The 15,766-nt window shown below is 61.8% G+C and carries 16 protein-coding genes, 1 tRNA gene and 1 pseudogene; 6 read left to right on the plus strand and 12 right to left on the minus strand.

What is annotated here, in order from left to right; translation table 11 throughout:
- From DCO45_RS23050 to DCO45_RS19180, 3 genes and pseudogenes are all read left to right on the plus strand, one after another.
- A pseudogene (locus DCO45_RS23050) lies at nt 1–332 on the plus strand (RNA helicase); the annotation flags it as partial.
- Between the two features lie 125 nt (nt 333–457).
- Nucleotides 458–1,570, plus strand: a complete 1,113-nt coding sequence (locus DCO45_RS19175) for an endonuclease/exonuclease/phosphatase family protein (protein WP_116927323.1) — start codon at nt 458–460, stop codon at nt 1,568–1,570.
- 212 nt (nt 1,571–1,782) lie between these two features.
- Entirely contained in the window at nt 1,783–3,597 is a 1,815-nt protein-coding gene (locus DCO45_RS19180; protein WP_116927324.1) for a M14 family metallopeptidase, read from the plus strand.
- A gap of 196 nt (nt 3,598–3,793) precedes the next feature.
- On the opposite strand, the gene DCO45_RS19185 is transcribed toward DCO45_RS19180, so the two are convergent.
- The 3 genes from DCO45_RS19185 to DCO45_RS19195 form a co-directional block, all read right to left on the minus strand.
- Nucleotides 3,794–3,870: transfer RNA gene (locus DCO45_RS19185), tRNA-Arg, on the minus strand.
- A gap of 275 nt (nt 3,871–4,145) precedes the next feature.
- Nucleotides 4,146–4,553 carry a PRC-barrel domain-containing protein gene (locus DCO45_RS19190; RefSeq protein ID WP_116927325.1) on the minus strand — a complete coding sequence of 136 codons (408 nt, stop codon included), beginning with the start codon at nt 4,551–4,553 and terminating at the stop codon, nt 4,146–4,148.
- Nucleotides 4,554–4,563: 10 nt separating this feature from the next.
- Nucleotides 4,564–4,746, minus strand: coding sequence for a CsbD family protein (locus DCO45_RS19195; protein ID WP_021028228.1), 183 nt, complete (start codon nt 4,744–4,746; stop codon nt 4,564–4,566).
- A 489-nt stretch (nt 4,747–5,235) separates the two neighbouring features.
- On the opposite strand from DCO45_RS19195, the gene DCO45_RS19200 reads away from it, so the two are divergent.
- Nucleotides 5,236–5,556, plus strand: a complete 321-nt coding sequence (locus DCO45_RS19200; protein WP_165841234.1) for an FHA domain-containing protein — start codon at nt 5,236–5,238, stop codon at nt 5,554–5,556.
- A gap of 91 nt (nt 5,557–5,647) precedes the next feature.
- Here DCO45_RS19200 and DCO45_RS19205 read toward each other — a convergent pair whose 3' ends face one another.
- The 9 genes from DCO45_RS19205 to icd form a co-directional block, all read right to left on the minus strand.
- Nucleotides 5,648–6,721 carry an alcohol dehydrogenase gene (locus DCO45_RS19205; RefSeq protein WP_116927327.1) on the minus strand — a complete coding sequence of 358 codons (1,074 nt, stop codon included), beginning with the start codon at nt 6,719–6,721 and terminating at the stop codon, nt 5,648–5,650.
- Between the two features lie 218 nt (nt 6,722–6,939).
- Nucleotides 6,940–7,437 carry a disulfide bond formation protein B gene (locus DCO45_RS19210; protein WP_243419427.1) on the minus strand — a complete coding sequence of 166 codons (498 nt, stop codon included), beginning with the start codon at nt 7,435–7,437 and terminating at the stop codon, nt 6,940–6,942.
- 134 nt (nt 7,438–7,571) lie between these two features.
- Nucleotides 7,572–8,705: a sulfate ABC transporter ATP-binding protein gene (locus DCO45_RS19215; RefSeq protein WP_116927328.1), complete on the minus strand. Its 1,134-nt coding sequence runs from the start codon at nt 8,703–8,705 to the stop codon at nt 7,572–7,574.
- Nucleotides 8,706–8,728: 23 nt separating this feature from the next.
- On the minus strand, nt 8,729–9,694 hold the full coding sequence (gene cysW / locus DCO45_RS19220) for a sulfate ABC transporter permease subunit CysW (protein ID WP_165841235.1): 966 nt from the start codon (nt 9,692–9,694) through the stop codon (nt 8,729–8,731).
- A 12-nt stretch (nt 9,695–9,706) separates the two neighbouring features.
- On the minus strand, nt 9,707–10,579 hold the full coding sequence (gene cysT, locus DCO45_RS19225) for a sulfate ABC transporter permease subunit CysT (RefSeq protein WP_021028234.1): 873 nt from the start codon (nt 10,577–10,579) through the stop codon (nt 9,707–9,709).
- Nucleotides 10,580–10,651: 72 nt separating this feature from the next.
- Nucleotides 10,652–11,656 (minus strand): sulfate ABC transporter substrate-binding protein, encoded by a 1,005-nt coding sequence (locus DCO45_RS19230; protein WP_116927330.1) that lies wholly within the window; start codon nt 11,654–11,656, stop codon nt 10,652–10,654.
- A 119-nt stretch (nt 11,657–11,775) separates the two neighbouring features.
- Complete coding sequence (locus DCO45_RS19235; protein ID WP_116927331.1) at nt 11,776–12,327, minus strand: DUF1439 domain-containing protein; 552 nt, start codon at nt 12,325–12,327, stop codon at nt 11,776–11,778.
- A 31-nt stretch (nt 12,328–12,358) separates the two neighbouring features.
- Nucleotides 12,359–12,997, minus strand: coding sequence for a trimeric intracellular cation channel family protein (locus DCO45_RS19240; RefSeq protein WP_116927420.1), 639 nt, complete (start codon nt 12,995–12,997; stop codon nt 12,359–12,361).
- 62 nt (nt 12,998–13,059) lie between these two features.
- A complete protein-coding gene (gene icd, locus DCO45_RS19245; protein ID WP_116927332.1) occupies nt 13,060–14,325 on the minus strand; it encodes an NADP-dependent isocitrate dehydrogenase in 1,266 nt (421 codons plus the stop codon).
- Between the two features lie 316 nt (nt 14,326–14,641).
- Between icd and DCO45_RS19250 the strand changes: the two genes are divergently transcribed.
- Nucleotides 14,642–15,085 carry a DUF192 domain-containing protein gene (locus DCO45_RS19250; protein WP_116927333.1) on the plus strand — a complete coding sequence of 148 codons (444 nt, stop codon included), beginning with the start codon at nt 14,642–14,644 and terminating at the stop codon, nt 15,083–15,085.
- 89 nt (nt 15,086–15,174) lie between these two features.
- Nucleotides 15,175–15,759, plus strand: coding sequence for a peroxidase-related enzyme (locus DCO45_RS19255; RefSeq protein ID WP_116927334.1), 585 nt, complete (start codon nt 15,175–15,177; stop codon nt 15,757–15,759).
- The last annotated feature ends 7 nt before the right edge of the window (nt 15,760–15,766 follow it).

The raw sequence follows: 15,766 nt of genomic DNA on the forward strand, positions 1-15,766 counted from the left end.
AAGGCCCACGCCACCCCTCGGGTGAGGCGCGTGGCCCACAGCGCGCGTCGCAAGGTCCACGCCAGGCGGGCCCCGGTGCAAGTCGCGGCCCGCGCCAGGACAGCGAACGCCAGCCACGCGCTGATGCCCACCTGGGCACGCAGTTTGGCGGCACGGTCGATGGCCGTGACCATCGCCGCAGCGGCGCGGCCCAGCCCGATCCGATGCGCACCAGCGTGGACAGCATGGCCGAGCGCGGCCGCCGCGGCGGCTTTGGCGGTGGCAACCGCAATGGCGGCGGCGGCGGTGGTGGTGCAGGCCGGGGCGGCCGCAACCACTCCTTCTCGCGATAGATCGCGATAAACAGCGTTCTGGGCCGTCGCATTTCTACCGCCATCGCCGATGGCAGTTGATTTGGACGCCCAATTCCGCTAGGGTTAGGCCGCATTCGAAAGCGAGTTTCATGCGGCCTTTTTCTATGCCCTCTTCCGCTGCCAACCCTGCAGCGCCTGCCTTGCCTCCCGACACCTTGACGGTCGCCACCTGCAATGTGCTCAACCTGGCGCTGCCCGAGCGGGAGTTCTACGCCAACCAGGCGCCCTACACGCGGGCGCAGTACGAGCGCAAGACGCAATGGCTGGGCGGCCGCTTTCAGACCCTGAATGCAGACATTCTGGCCGTGCAGGAAGTATGGGACGAAGCCGCCTTCACCGAAGCACTGGCCGCCAGCGGCCTGCACTACCACTATGCGGTGGTGCCCGGCGCAGAAAACACCGAAGGCCGGGCTGGTGCCAGCGGCACCCCCCGCGTGGGGCTGGCTACGCGGCTGAAGGTGCTGGCCACGCGCTCGTTCATCGATTTTCCTGCCGGGCTGGGCCAGCCCATTCCGGGCCTGGGCGTCCACACCCGCTTTGAGCGCCCGCCACTTGTCGCCACCTTGCAGATGAAACGCGGCCAGATCCTCACGGTGCTCACCTGCCACCTCAAATCCAAGCGCCCCAAGTTTCTACTCGATGCCAATGGCAATCCGCTCGAAGACCGCGACAACCCCAAGATCGCCGCACTTGCCTCCTTGCGCTCGCTGGTCATGCGCGGCGTGGAAGCCACAGCGCTGCGCTGCCTGGTGATCGACCTGCTGCGCCACACGCGCATGCCCTTGGTAGTGCTGGGCGATTTCAACGACACGCCCGACAGCGTCACCACGCAGATGATCTCCGCCAGCTCCGAGGTCGCTTACGACCGCAAGGCCCGCGACCGCGCGCTGTTCAATGCCTTCGATCTGCTGGGTGATGCAGCGCTGAAAAAAGATGTAGCCTATTCCCACATCCACCAAGGCGCACCCGCAGTGCTCGACCAGATTCTGGTCAGCGAGGAATTCGACCCGCGCAGCCGCCATGCCGTGGGCGCTGTGCGCCGCGTCGATTACTTCAACGACCACCTGCATGAAGGGCGCGACCGCAGCCGCTCGGACCACGGTTTCGTGCGTGCGCTGCTGCGCATGCGGGCCCTGACACCCGGGGCTGGTTCCGGGGATTGGTCGCCCGACCTGGATGCGGCTGGTACATTCGAGCAGTCGCATGATGGCGCCTAGCGCCCTGCGACGCTGAGGCGCTTCCTCCGGGCCTGCGATGAACCCGCCCGCCAGGCGGCACCGCAGCGGCGCAAACCGCCGCCGACAGCGTGTGTTTCAGATACGCACGGAAACTTATTGTTTCGCACCCATCCTTCGTAAAAGCTGCACGCGGCTTTGCATAATGGCAACGTATTTTTCAGGAGGGGCGTGATTCGTCACGCACAACAACGATGATGAAACCCGACGCAGTATCCCCATCCACCCAGCGCGCAGTGCCAGGCTGGACCAGCCTGACTGTCATCGCCGCAGCGCTTGCGCTGTCCGCATGCTCGAGCACGCCACTGCCTGCCTGGAACAGCACGCCGATCGCGGGCGGCCAGCCAGCGCCCGGGACAGTCACCACCAAACCTGCCAGCGGCCCCAGCCCCGTACAGATCCCTGGCATCGGCAGCCCAGGCGTGGTCGCCACGCCGGTCGAGACGGTTCCGCTGCAAGGCAGCCCTCTTGGCGGATGGAAGGAGAGCGACGAAGTCGCTGCCCGATTTCCCGATCCCGAGCGCAGCTACGCCACGCCAGGACTGAGCGCGGGCCGCACCACCTACACCAGCAATGCCGAGCTGGGCCAGTGGCTGCGCCAACTGGCCACGCCAGGCCAGTCCGGCACCAAGGCCGAGCTGGTCACCGCCGGTACCTCGCAGGAAGGCCAGCCCATTTTGGCGCTGTTGCTGACCCGCGCTGCCAGCACCAGCTTGCATGACCTGGACCAAAGCCAGCGCCCTACCGTGCTGCTGATCGGCCAGCAGCATGGCGATGAGCCCGCCGGCAGCGAAGCGCTGCTGGCCCTGGCCCAGGACCTCAAGCAAGGCCCGCTGGCCTCATTGCTCGACAAAATCAACGTGCTGCTCGTGCCCCGCGCCAACCCCGATGGCGCAGCCGCGGGCCGGCGCAGCACCGCCAATGGCCTGGACATGAACCGCGACCACCTGCTGCTGCAGACGCCCGAAGCCCAGGCGCTGGCCAAGCTCAGCCGCATCTACCGCCCCATTGCGGTATTTGATGCCCATGAGTTCACCGTGGCTGGCCGCTATCTGGAGAAGTTCAAGGGCGTGCAGCGCTATGACGCGCTGCTGCAAACGCCGACCACCGCCAATGTGCATGAGTTCATCGCCAAGGCGTCGACCGAATGGTATTTGCTGCCCATGCAAAAGGCGCTGACCGAGCAGGGACAGAGCACCAACTGGTACTACACCACCACCCGCGACCCGCAGGACCTGTCGCTGTCCATGGGCGGCGTGCGCCCCGATACGGGCCGCAATGTGAACGCGCTCAAGAACGCCGCCACGATGCTGGTCGAGACCCGGGGTGTCGGCATTGGCCGCGCGCATATCCAGCGCCGCGTACACAGCCAGTATGTGGCGCTCGCCTCGGCACTGCAGACCACCGCCCAGCGCACCAAGGAGCTCGAGCAGGTGCGCAACTACGCGAACCGCGACATCGCCTCCCAGGCCTGCCGGGGCGAGTTCACGCTGGAGTCGCAACAAACCACGGAAAAGCGCCGCGTGGTCTTCCTCGACCCGCAAACGGGTGAGGAGATGCAGCAGGAAGTGGACTGGCACTCTTCGGTCAAGCTCAACCCCGGCCCCAAGCGTGCACGCCCTTGCGGCTACTGGCTGGCGGGCCATGCCACCGACGCTGTCGACAAACTGCGCGCGCTGGGCCTGCAGGTGCTGCGCGTGGCCGAGCCCGGCAACCTCCTGGCCGACACCTACCAGGAGCAAGAACGCAGCAGCAGCGCCAAGAGCGATGTCTTGGGCCCTGGGCAGCAGAGCGTGGAGCGCGTCAAGGTCGGCCTGGAGCGTGTCGCCATCGACGTGCCCGAAGGCAGCTACTACGTTCCGCTGAACCAGTCGCTGGCCAATGTGGCGATTGCGGCGCTGGAGCCCGACACGCAAAGCAGCTTTTTTGCCAACCACATCATCTCCAGCCTCAACGATGTGGCCCGGTCGATGAACAATCCCTCGCTGGTTTACGAAGAGACCGAGTAAGCGCTACCCTGCCCTTCGTAGCCATGCATTGATCGATGCATGGCTGGCTCTGATTAGAAAATGCCCGCAGTACTTTTGAACTGCGGGCATTGCTTTTGGGTAGTTGAACAGTCATACGATGCTACACACGGCGTGTGATCAGTATGGGGAATGCGATTGCGTGCGGCAGCAGCAGCTAGCCTGCTGCATAGGAGTTTGGCCTGCCCGACAGGGATCGAACCTGTGACCCACAGCTTAGAAGGCTGTTGCTCTATCCAACTGAGCTACGGGCAGATGTTTGGTTGATGGAGGTATTTTGCCGGTATGGGCGCAACCTGAGACCCAAGATATGCGGAGCGCTCCACATGGGTCGTTTTGTTTTTTATGACTGGGCGTCATTATGCACTGAATCACCCGGCCCAACCTCGCGACAGGCCTGGCCAAGCCAAAGATGGATGGGTAGAGGCAGTGGCGGTCCAGCAAGCGGATCCAAGTGCAAAATGACAAACGCTATCCAACGCAACAAAGCCCCTTTCGGGGCTTTTCAAGTCTGATCATCGACGCAGCAATTATTTCTTGGCGTACTCAAACTTAGGCAATGCCTTGAGCGCATCCTTGGTCGCACCCGGCAATGTGATCTTGTCATTTTGCACGCGGAACTGGCCCACAGGGATCGCGACATCATGCTTGCCAACGCCCAGAAAACCGCCAGCACCGATGATGGCATAAGAGACGGCCTTGTCGGGCGCAACGATCACGTCGTCGATCTTGCCCACGGACTTGCCTTCTTCGTTGTAAACGCTCTTGCCGAGAACAGACTTCTTGAGGCTCCAACCCGTGGCAACGGCCTGGATTTCCGTCTGCTCGACACCCAGCTTTACGCCACCTGCAACGGGCACTTGTGTCTGCGCAAAGGCGGAGCCCGCAGCCATCGTGATCGCAAAAGCGCCCAGCATCAATATCGATTTGGATTTCATCGTCAACTCCTTATTTCTTCGCAGCGTCTTTGGCGGCTTCTTGCACATTGCCTGCTGCCTTCTGTGTCTTGCCTTCCACCTGCTTGGCAATGCCCTTGGCCTGCTGCTCAGGGCTGTTCACTGCTTCACCGACCTTCTGCTGGACCTTGCCAGCCGCATCTTTGACGGCACCTGCGACTTGATTCTTGTTCATGCTTTTTCCTTCAGTGGTGTTGCAAAGCAACGTTGGGATGGCTCAACGATAGCGCGCAACAACAGGCAAAACGCTAGGTGCAGTACCTGTCCGGTAGTGGGGATAGGCTTACAGCGGCCCACCATGGATGGTTCAACGATCGCCTTTGCGCTGGAGGGAGGTAGTGATGCCCGGCCCTGTTTGTGCTTGGATGCGCGTGAAATTTGTTGGTGCATCCTCAGTGCTGAGCTGCGGACCATCTGAAAACCGCGCTCAAAGCCTTTGAGTAAAACGGTAGGGATTGACACAAAGCCGGCACCCAGGATGGGTACTAACCCCTACAATCGCGCACCCTTTTTTAGATTATTTGTTTTTATTTGGTTTTTTTCATAGTTTTTGCGCATTGAGCGCTGCTATGACAATGATTGGCAATGTGTATCAATTTTGAGCGAATAATAGATGCATAATCCGCCCAGACCTTTCAATAGCCAGTTCCTCCAGGAGCTCACCATGTTGCCGGAAATCCTTGTTCGTTCTGATCTGCAATCTCCCCCCCGCGCCATCCAGCTGGAGCGCGGTTGCACGGCCATTGGCCGAGGTCCGAGCAGCGGTCTGTTCCTGAGCGACCCGAGCATCAGCCGCGACCATGGGGCCTTCAGCTACTACATCGGCCTGTTGATGGTCGAGGACCATGACAGCACCAATGGCATCTTTGTCAACGGCCGCCGCGTCAAGCGCCAGGTTTTGTATGCGGGTGACCAGGTCAGCGTCGGCCCTTTCCAGATCGTCGTGAAGTCCGGCTCCGTGCCGACCTTGGAGACGCAGGACTAAGCGCTGCCGCCCCACGAAAAAAGTCCGCATTCGCGGACTTTTTGCATGGCCACTGCATGGTCAGTGGCGGTCTGGTTCAGCGGCGGGAGATTCAGGCCACCGCTTCTTCGTTGGGGGTCAGCATCAGGCGCCCCACGGCCTTGCCCTGCTCCAGCGCCACCAGCGCCGAGAACGCTTTGCTGAAATGCATGCAGGTGGTCGGCACCGGGCTCAGCTTTTTGTCGCGCACCAGTGCGATCAGCTCGCGCAGATCGCCCAGGTTGCCCACATAGGTGCCTTGGTAGGTAATGGCGCGGATCGCATGTGTGGGCGTGGGCAGGTCCACATGGCCGCCAAACAGGCCAATCTGTACCAGGTGGCCGCCCTTGGTCAGCATGTCAATGCCCTGCTGCACGGTCTGGCTCGAGCCCACGCAGTCAATGATGGCCCAGACGGCGCCACCGGCAGCCTCCTTGACCTGCGCGATGAAGTCCGCCGACTTGGGATCGATGACGACATCGGCGCCCGCATTCAATGCCGCTGCATGCTTGCTGGCATCAGGCTCGACCACCACGACGCCAGCGCCACCCATGGCCTTCATCAGCAAGATGGCCATCAGGCCCAGGCCGCCTGCGCCAAACAACACAACCTTCTCGTCCTTGAACACCTGGGGGGAGATCTTCTTGATCGCGCTGTAGGTGGTGAGACCCGAGCAGGCATAGGGTGCGGCGCGCTCGGCGGGCATGTCGCCGATGTCCACCAGGTAGTAGGCATGGTTGACCAGCACATGGTCGGCGTAGCCGCCATTTTGGTACACACCCATCGATTTGCCAGCCAGGCAAAGGTTTTCGTCACCGCGCTTGCAGACCTTGCATTCGCCGCAGCCATGCCAGGGGAAAACCACATAGCGCTTGCCGATCTCGACACCCTTGGCGTCCGGGCCCATCGCCACCACCTCGCCGGCGATCTCATGGCCCAGGGTCAAGGGCAGCTTCATGCCGCGGTCGGCCATCGACAGCTTTTTGCCATTGCCCAGGTCGTACTCGCCATGCCAGATGTGCAGGTCCGAGTGGCACACACCCGCGGCCTCAATGCGCACCAGCACCTGGTCTCCGGTCGGTACGGGGGTTGGGCGCTCGCTGCGCACCAGGGGTTCACCAAAGCCGGTGACGTCATAGCTGATCATGCGATCTCCTTGTTGCTTGTTCGTTGTAATGAGCCGGGCCAACGGGCCTGTCTCGATGCCTGTCAGATGAGCATGTTAGTGCGGCAGTGTTTCTGCACAAGCTCGCTATTACGCACACCAGTCGCATTGGCGATAAAGCGTGGGCGGGCATCTGCCAGCGCAGGTCGGGCATCAAAAACGCCCCTCAAAAGGGGCGTTGGCATGCAGCACTGAAGGGCTTAGCGCTTGGCTTTGAACAAGGCCAGCAGCAGCACAATGGTGAAGCCAGCGAAAGCGATGAAGGACCAGTTGGCAATCGACAGACCCAGAAAGGTCCAGTCGATGGCCGTGCAATCGCCCGAGCCACGGAAAATCATCGGCAGCGAGCGGCTGATCGGGTAGTTCTCGATCATGCCGTAGAAGTCGCGCCCGCAGGTAGCGAACTCCGGTGGATTCCATTGCAGCCAGCTTTGGCGCGCTGCGGTAAAGGCACCAAAGGCCGAGAACAGCAGCGCCAGGCCGCCAAAGCTCTTCCACCAACCGGCCGACGAGGGCCGCAGGCTGCCCAGCAGTGCCAGCACACCGACTGCAATCAGGCAGTAGCGCTGCACAATGCACATCGGGCAGGGCTCCAGCCCCACCACGTGCTGCAAATACATGCCAAAGGCCATCATGGCCGCGCCGGCCACAAAAATCAGCGCCAAGGTGCGGCGCGGTGCGTTCCAGATCCAGTTCAAGTCATGTCCTTATGCTGCCAACCCCGCCATCTTACGCGTACAGACCTGCAGGGGCCTGAAACCAGAAAACCGGCCCCACCTCATGGGCAGAACCGGGTCTCACAGCATCAGGCGCAGGCGCGAGCGCCAGGGCATTAGATATTGGCTGCTTGATCGAGAAAAACTCGGGCTTGGCGCGGTGTCACCACCAGCGTCTCGCCTTCCTTGAGGCCCATGGCTTTGAACTGCTGCGCAGAAATCTGCGCCTCAATGAGCTTATCGCTGTTCGAAGCCTCGGCACCCTGGGCTTGGTGCCCGCCAATGGCAATAAGTTCCAGACGGGCGATGGGGCCGACCACAATCGCGCGGTCGAGCTGGGCGACGATGCCGCGCTGGCGGCCATCGGCGTCTTTTTCCTGGCCGGGCGAGTAGCGCTCCACATCCAGCTCATGGGGCCGCACATAGGCCAGCGCCTGGGCATTGTTGGCCGAGGCAAATTCAGGCGAATCGATCTGCACGCCCCCCTCCACCACCGTATGCCCGCCGGTGGCGCGGCCATGGAACAGGTTGACATCACCCAGAAAGCCGTAGACGAAGGGGCTGGCCGGGCTGTCCCAGACTTCCTGGGGCGTGCCGGCCTGCTCGATCTGGCCCTTGTTGATCACGACCACGCGGTCGGCCACTTCCAGCGCTTCTTCCTGGTCATGGGTCACGAAGATGCTGGTCACATGCAGCTCGTCGTGCAGGCGGCGCAGCCAGCGGCGCAGCTCCTTGCGCACCTTGGCATCGAGCGCGCCAAAGGGCTCGTCGAGCAGCAGCACCTTGGGCTCTACCGCCAGCGCGCGGGCCAGCGCAATACGCTGGCGCTGGCCGCCCGACAGCTGCGAGGGGTAGCGGTCTGCGATCCAGTCGAGCTGCACCAGCTTGAGCAGGCTCATCACCTTCTCGCGGATCTGGGCTTCACTGGGGCGCTCCTTGCGGGGCTTGATGCGCAGGCCAAAGGCCACGTTCTCGAACACCGTCATGTGGCGAAACAGCGCGTAGTGCTGGAAAACAAAGCCTACGTTGCGGTTGCGCACATGCACATCGGTGGTGTCTTCTCCGCTGAACTGGATGGTGCCCTGGTCCGCAGACTCCAGGCCCGCGATGATGCGCAGCAAGGTGGTCTTGCCGCAGCCCGAGGGGCCCAGCAGCGCGATGAGTTCACCGGATTTGATGTCCAGGTTGACGTTATGGAGCGCTTTAAAGCTGCCAAACGACTTGGAGATGTTTTGGATTTCAATGCTCATATCCGACCTCGAAAATACCGTGTTTATGCCGTGACTGCGCTGTCATCGCGCGGCCGCTCGGGCGGCAGGCTGGCTGCCTCTTTGTGCTCTTTCTCGGCACGCCACTCGGCGATCGATTTGAGCACCAGGGTCACCAGCGCCAGCAAGGCCAGCAGCGACGCCACCGCAAAGGCTGCAGAAGACTGAAAGTCGGCATACAAAATCTCGACATGCAGCGGAATGGTGTTGGTCTGGCCGCGAATGCTGCCCGAGACGACTGAGACCGCGCCAAACTCGCCCATGGCTCGTGCGTTGCACAGGATGACGCCATAGAGCAAGCCCCATTTGATATTGGGCAGGGTTACGCGCCAGAACGTCTGCCAGCCCGATGCTCCGAGCACAATGGCGGCCTGCTCCTCATCATTGCCCTGGGCCTGCATCAGCGGAATCAGCTCACGGGCGATGAAGGGAAAGGTCACGAACACGGTAGCCAGCACAATGCCCGGCACGGCAAAGATCACCTTCAGGTTATGGGCCTCCAGCCAGCTGCCAAACCAGCCATTGGCACCGAACAGCAGCACATAGGTCAGGCCCGCCACCACCGGCGACACCGAAAACGGCAGGTCCACCAGCGATGTCAGCAAGGCCTTGCCCTTGAATTCGAACTTGGCAATCGCCCAGGCGGCAGCCACACCAAACACCAGGTTCAGCGGCACGGCAATCAGCGCCGTGATCAAGGTCAGCTTGATGGCCGACCAGGCATCGGGCTCGGTAAGCGCTGCCACATAGGTGTCCCAGCCCTTGCGCAGCGCCTCGACAAACACGGCCACCAGCGGCAGCAGCAAAAACAGCACCATGAAGGTCAGCGCAATACCGGTCAGGGTCCAGCGCACCCAGCGCGGCTCGGTCACGGTGCTCTGCACTTCGGGCGCATGGCGGGCCACATACTGGTAGCGCGCCAGCACCGTGCCCAGCACCACCACCACGATGGCAATCAATACGAGATACATGGTTGGCATGGCTTAAATCCCCGCACGCTTGCGCTGCCAGCTTTGCAGGCCGTTGATGAGAAGCAGCAGCACGAAGGAGATCACCAGCATCACCATCGCAATGGCGGTGGCACCGGCATAGTCATGCAGCTCCAGCTTGGCCATGATGACGAAAGGCGTGATCTGCGACTCCATCGGGATGTTGTTGGACACGAAGATGACCGAGCCATACTCGCCCACCGCGCGGGCAAAGGCCATCGCAAAGCCGGTCAGCAGCGCCGGCCCGATCGCGGGCAGGATCACCTTGTAAAAGGTTTGCCAGCGCGATGCGCCCAGGCTGCCGGCAGCCTCTTCCAGCTCTTTTTCAAAATCTTCGAGCACCGGCTGCACCGTGCGCACCACAAACGGCAGGCCGATAAAGATCAGCGCAAACACGATACCCACGCGGTTGAACACCAGCTGGATGCCCAGCGGCGCAAAGTACTGGCCAATCCAGCCGTTGTCGGCCAGCAAGGCGGTCAGCGAAATGCCGGCCACGGCCGTGGGCAGCGCAAAAGGCAGATCGACCAGCGCATCGACGATCTTCTTGCCTGGGAACTTGTAACGCACCAGCACCCAGGCGATCAGCATGCCAAACACCAGGTTCACCAGTGCGGCGATCAGTGAGGCACCGAAGGTGACCTTGTAGGCGGCCACGGCAATGGGTGCGGAAATCGTGGTCCAGAACTGGTCCCAGGTCAGCTCAAAGGTCTTGAACAGCAAGGTCGCCAGCGGGATCAGCACAATGATGCTGAGGTAGAAAATGGTGTAGCCCAGGGTGAGCCCAAAGCCTGGCAGTACCCGTTTGGCACTCCGGCGTTTGGCACTGGGCACGGCGTTGGCCGGGGCAGTGATGGCAGCTGACATGGATTCCGATCGGCAAAAATCTACAGAAAATACGCAGTCAGCGCCCGGCTGGCGGGCGCTGCTGCTGGCTCATCACTTCTTGGGGTCGGTAAACAGCTTGTCGAAATAGCCGCCGTCGCTAAAATGGGTCTTTTGCGCCTCGCCCAGGCTGCCGAAGTACTTGGCCACGGTGAACTGCTTGATCGGCTTGAACACGTCGGCGTGCTTTTTCAGCACCGCTTCGCTGCGGGGACGGATCGCATGGTTGGCAGCGATTTCCTGGCCTTCATCCGAGTAGAGGAAATCGAGGTAGGCCTTGGCCAGCTCGGCCGTGCCCTTTTTCTCGACTGTGCGCTCGACCACGGCGACCGGGTTTTCAGCGGTGATGCTCACCGATGGGTAGACGGGGTCCACCTTGCCTTTGCCAAATTCACGGTCGATGGAGACCACTTCCGATTCAAAGGTGATCAGCACATCGCCCACATTGCGCTGCAAGAAGGCGGCGGTCGCATCGCGACCGCCCTTGGCCAGCACCGGCACGTTCTTGTAGAGCTTGCTGATGTAGGCCTGCGCATCGGCGTCCGAGCCACCCTTTTCACGGGCTTGGCCCCAGGCAGCCAGATAGGCGTAGCGGCCATTGCCACCCAGCTTGGGGTTCACGACCACCACCTGCACACCGGGCTTGATCAAGTCATCCCAGTCCTTGATGCCCTTGGGGTTGCCGTTGCGCACCAAAAACAGCATGGTCGAGGTGGTGGGTGATGCGTCGTTGGGAAACTTCTTGGCCCAGTCCTTGGCGACCACACCCTTGTCGGCGAGGAACTCCACATCGGTCGTGGTGTTGAAGGTCACCACATCGGCGGCCAGGCCTTCAGACACGGCACGCGCCTGGGCGCTGGAGCCGCCATGGGACTGGTCGACCTTGATGTCAACGCCCTTGGTCTTCTTGTAATGGGCGATAAAGGCTGTGTTGTAGTCCTTGTAGAACTCGCGTGCGACGTCATACGAGACATTGAGCAGCTGGTTTTGTGCCAGCACCGAACCACTGGCCACCACCGCTGCGGCAACCACCAAAGATTTCAATCCACCCAGTTTCATGTTCTGCTACCCGTTCGTATGAAGTGATGTAGCAAATTGTGGACTTTTGTACTTAAAACTCAAACGAATATATTCTTGTTAATTTATGGTGTTTTGAGAATAAAGAAAAAAGCGCAGCATCACAGGCCCAAAATGACGACGAGCACACCCTTGTCCACCTTGATGTCGCGCACCGCCATGCGCGCAACGCGCTGGCGCGCGTCCGATGCATTGAGCGTGTAGATCGGTTGCTGGGCCAAGTACGAGGTCATCGCGGCCTCCAAAGCGACCTGCGCCATCGCCGTGCGCCGGTCATCGAGGCCCTGCACCACCATCTTGTCCATCACCGGCTGGTCCAGAAAGATCGCGCCGCGCTCGGCGTCATAGCGCAGTGAGGAAGACACATCGATCTGCGCGCCCAGCAGCTGACTGCCGCTGGTGTTGGTCGTGACCGTCATGTTCAGCCCAAAGTCGACGCGCTCGCTGTCCTCACTCAAATGCACCCGCGGCTGCGCCATGGTGACCGACACCAACGGGTAGCGCTGGGTCAGCGGTAGGCGCTCGGCGAGCTTTTGCTCGAGCTGCGCCTGGCTGATGCGGATCTCATAGGTCTTGCCCGCCAGGTACCAGATGGCAGCGGCGCCCACCAAGGCCAGCAGCGCCAGCAGTGACCATGCAAATTTTTTTCCCATGCCTGCACAACTCCTCTAGCTACAACCTTGTTTATTCCACCCGCCAGCTCGGCAGCCGCCAATGCCGCCACAGCGCAATCGCCCGCAGCCCGGCGGTGACGAACACACAGCCGAGCATTGGTGCCATCTCGGGCACGGGCGAGCTGCGCAGCAGCAGATCCACCCAGCCACCGACAAAAGCGCAGACTGCATAGGGCTGGTGGTCACGGAAAGCCTGCGGGATCTCGCCGCACATCACATCGCGCAACACCCCGCCAAACACCCCGGTGATTACGCCCATCATCACGCAAATGAGCGCGGGCAGCCCTTGCTCGGCAGCCATGTCCACGCCCACCGCGGCAAACAGGCCCAAACCCAGCATATCGGGCCAGAGCATGGCGCGCTCGGTCAGCGCAAAATGGCGCTGCCGCAAAAACACGATGGCCAGCAGGCTGATGCCCAGGATCACCCAGACAAAGGTCTCCTGCCGCACCCAGAAGAAGGGCCGCTGGTCCAGCAGCAGATCGCGCAAGGTGCCGCCGCCAAACGCGGCCACAAACGCCACCACGCAGACGCCGACGACATCGAGCCTCTTGTGCGCCGCCTTGATCACCCCGGACAGCGCAAACGCGATCGTCGCCGCGATCTCCAGCACCTGGCGCGCAGTGTCGATGATGTGCGGTGTGTCCATGGCCATGGGCAACAAGGTAAGGGGCGGTGTGCGGCTTGGTGCGCACCCCCGCCGGTGGAAGGTCAGGCAGCTTGCATATTGCTGATCATCTCGTCGCCAAAGCGCGAGGTGCTGACCTGCGTGGCGCCATCCATCAGCCGCGCAAAGTCATAGGTCACGCGCTTGGAGGCAATGGTGGCCTCCATCGCGGCAATGATCAGGTCCGCCGCTTCGCTCCAGCCGATGTGGCGCAGCATCATCTCGGCCGACAGGATCAGCGATCCTGGATTGACATAGTCCTTGCCCGCATACTTGGGCGCTGTGCCATGCGTGGCCTCGAATACCGCCACTTTGTCTGACAGATTGGCACCCGGCGCAATGCCGATGCCGCCCACCTGGGCGGCGACCGCGTCCGAGATGTAGTCGCCATTCAAATTGAGGGTGGCGATCACCGAGTAATCGGCCGGGCGCAGCAGCACCTGCTGCAGGAAGGCATCGGCAATCACATCCTTGATGATGATCTCGGAGCCATCCTTGGGGCTTTTGAGGCGCATCCAGGGCCCCCCATCGATGACCTCGGCGCCGAACTCCTTCTTGGCCAGCGCATAGCCCCAGTCGCGGAACGCGCCTTCGGTGAACTTCATGATGTTGCCCTTGTGCACCAAGGTCACGCTGGGCTTGTCATGGTCGATCGCATACTGGATGGCCTGGCGCACCAGGCGCTCGGTGCCTTCGCGCGATACAGGCTTGATGCCGATGCCCGAGCTTTGCGGAAAACGGATCTTCTGCGAGCCGATCTCCTGCTGCAAAAAGGCGATCAGCTTGACGGCTATATCGGAGCCGGCCGCAAACTCGATACCGGCATAGATGTCTTCGGAGTTCTCGCGGAAGATCACCATATGCGTCTTGTGCGGCTCGCGCACCGGCGAGGGCACGCCTTCAAAGTAGCGCACCGGCCGCAGGCAGACATACAGGTCCAGCGTTTGGCGCAGGGTGACGTTCAGCGAGCGGATGCCGCCGCCCACCGGCGTATTCAACGGCCCCTTGATGGCAACCAGGTACTGGCCGATGGCATCCATGGTTTCCTGGGGCAGGCTTTGGCCCTCGCCATACAGGCCAACTGCCTTGTCACCGGCAAACACTTCCATCCAGGCGATGCGGCGGGCCTCGCCATAGGCCTGGGCCACCGCTGCATCCACCACCTTGCGCATCACCGGCGTGATGTCGCGGCCCACGCCATCGCCTTCGATAAAGGGGATGATGGGCTGGTCGGGCACGCACAGGCTGTGGTCTGCATTGGCCGTGATGGCCTGTCCGCCCTCGGGCTGCTGGATATGTTGAGCACGCATCGTCACAAATCTCCCAATCTGATTCTTCGCCCAGCCCCACACCAGGCACCAGGCGCATGTGTTACCGCCAACGATTCTATCGACAAATACCGGCCGGGCCCGGCTGCACAAACTGTGACATCTGAAGCCGGCACCGGGCATGGCGCAGCGGGCGTGCAGCAAGGCTGGCATGGTGTATAAAACCGGCTATGGCGCGCTGCGCCGCCACGGCACATCTCGTGCACCCTGCTTTGTGAGAGTCTTGACCACCATGTTCCCCACCCCCTTGGCCATCCGTTCTTCCCGCCTCGCTCAGCGCTGCCTTGCCGCATCGGCCATGGCCTGCGCATTGGCCGCGGCCTTGCCGGCTGCGGCGCAGCAGGCCGCACCCACCGGAGAGCCCCAGATGCAGCTGGCCCGCACCGAGCTGACGGCCGGCATGCACCGCATCCATGCGCAGGTGGCGCAAACGGCGCGCGAGAAGGAAATCGGCCTGATGTTCCGCAAGGAGATGCCGGCCAACGAAGGCATGCTTTTTGTGTTTGACCGCCCCGGCACTCAGTGCTTCTGGATGAAGAACACCCTGTTGCCGCTGACCGCCGCCTTTGTCAGCGATGACGGCACCATCGTCAACCTGGCCGATATGCAGCCGATGACCGAGGACTCGCACTGCTCGAGCAAGCCGGTGCGCTATGTGCTGGAGATGAACCAGGGCTGGTTCAAGCAAAAAGGCATTGCCGCTGGTACCAAGCTGCGCGGCCGCCCTTTTAGCGCAAACTGACCCTCCCCTGCAGTAGTCACCAACAGGCAGGCCCGGCGCAGGGCTTGCCTCTATGATGGTCCGCAGAACAACCCTGTGGAGACAAGACCATGGCTGCAACTGCGCGCTACCCCCTGCCTGACCTCAAGAGCCTGCCCCAAGACATCCAGGCCCGCATTGCCCAGGTGCAGGAAAAGGCCGGCTTCATCCCCAATGTATTTTTGGCCTTTGCACGCCGCCCGGCGGAATGGCGCGCCTTCTTTGCCTACCACGATGCGCTGATGGAGCGCGAGGAAAGCAGCCTGAGCAAGGCCGAGCGCGAGATGATCGTCACCGTCACCAGCGCCCACAATGAATGCCTGTACTGCGTGGTCGCGCATGGCGCGCTGGTACGCATCTACGACAAGGCCCCGATGCTGGCCGACCAGTTGGCCGTGAACTACCGCAAGGCCAACATCTCGGCGCGCCAGCGCGCGATGCTGGATTTCGCGATGAAGGTCTGCACCCGCTCGCAGGAGATTGACGAGGCCGACTTCAGCGCCCTGCATGCCCATGGCTTTGATGACGAAGACATCTGGGACATCGCTGCGATCACCGCCTTTTTTGGCCTGAGCAACCGCATGGCCAGCTTTGCCGGTATGCAGCCCAATGAGGAGTTCTATCTGATGGGGCGCATTCCCCGCAGCAAGTCATAAGAAAGGC

Source organism: Comamonas sp. JNW (genome assembly GCF_003105075.1).
Classification (GTDB): Bacteria; Pseudomonadota; Gammaproteobacteria; order Burkholderiales; family Burkholderiaceae_C; genus Comamonas; species Comamonas squillarum.

Coding starts and splice junctions, on each gene's coding strand:
- DCO45_RS19175 (WP_116927323.1), top strand. CDS start 458: ATGCCCTCTTCCGCTGCCAACCCTGCAGCGCCTGCCTTGCCTCCCGAC.
- DCO45_RS19180 (WP_116927324.1), top strand. CDS start 1,783: ATGATGAAACCCGACGCAGTATCCCCATCCACCCAGCGCGCAGTGCCA.
- DCO45_RS19190 (WP_116927325.1), bottom strand. CDS start 4,553: ATGAAATCCAAATCGATATTGATGCTGGGCGCTTTTGCGATCACGATG.
- DCO45_RS19195 (WP_021028228.1), bottom strand. CDS start 4,746: ATGAACAAGAATCAAGTCGCAGGTGCCGTCAAAGATGCGGCTGGCAAG.
- DCO45_RS19200 (WP_165841234.1), top strand. CDS start 5,236: ATGTTGCCGGAAATCCTTGTTCGTTCTGATCTGCAATCTCCCCCCCGC.
- DCO45_RS19205 (WP_116927327.1), bottom strand. CDS start 6,721: ATGATCAGCTATGACGTCACCGGCTTTGGTGAACCCCTGGTGCGCAGC.
- DCO45_RS19215 (WP_116927328.1), bottom strand. CDS start 8,705: ATGAGCATTGAAATCCAAAACATCTCCAAGTCGTTTGGCAGCTTTAAA.
- cysW (WP_165841235.1), bottom strand. CDS start 9,694: ATGTATCTCGTATTGATTGCCATCGTGGTGGTGGTGCTGGGCACGGTG.
- cysT (WP_021028234.1), bottom strand. CDS start 10,579: ATGTCAGCTGCCATCACTGCCCCGGCCAACGCCGTGCCCAGTGCCAAA.
- DCO45_RS19230 (WP_116927330.1), bottom strand. CDS start 11,656: ATGAAACTGGGTGGATTGAAATCTTTGGTGGTTGCCGCAGCGGTGGTG.
- DCO45_RS19235 (WP_116927331.1), bottom strand. CDS start 12,327: ATGGGAAAAAAATTTGCATGGTCACTGCTGGCGCTGCTGGCCTTGGTG.
- DCO45_RS19240 (WP_116927420.1), bottom strand. CDS start 12,997: ATGGACACACCGCACATCATCGACACTGCGCGCCAGGTGCTGGAGATC.
- icd (WP_116927332.1), bottom strand. CDS start 14,325: ATGCGTGCTCAACATATCCAGCAGCCCGAGGGCGGACAGGCCATCACG.
- DCO45_RS19250 (WP_116927333.1), top strand. CDS start 14,642: ATGGCCTGCGCATTGGCCGCGGCCTTGCCGGCTGCGGCGCAGCAGGCC.
- DCO45_RS19255 (WP_116927334.1), top strand. CDS start 15,175: ATGGCTGCAACTGCGCGCTACCCCCTGCCTGACCTCAAGAGCCTGCCC.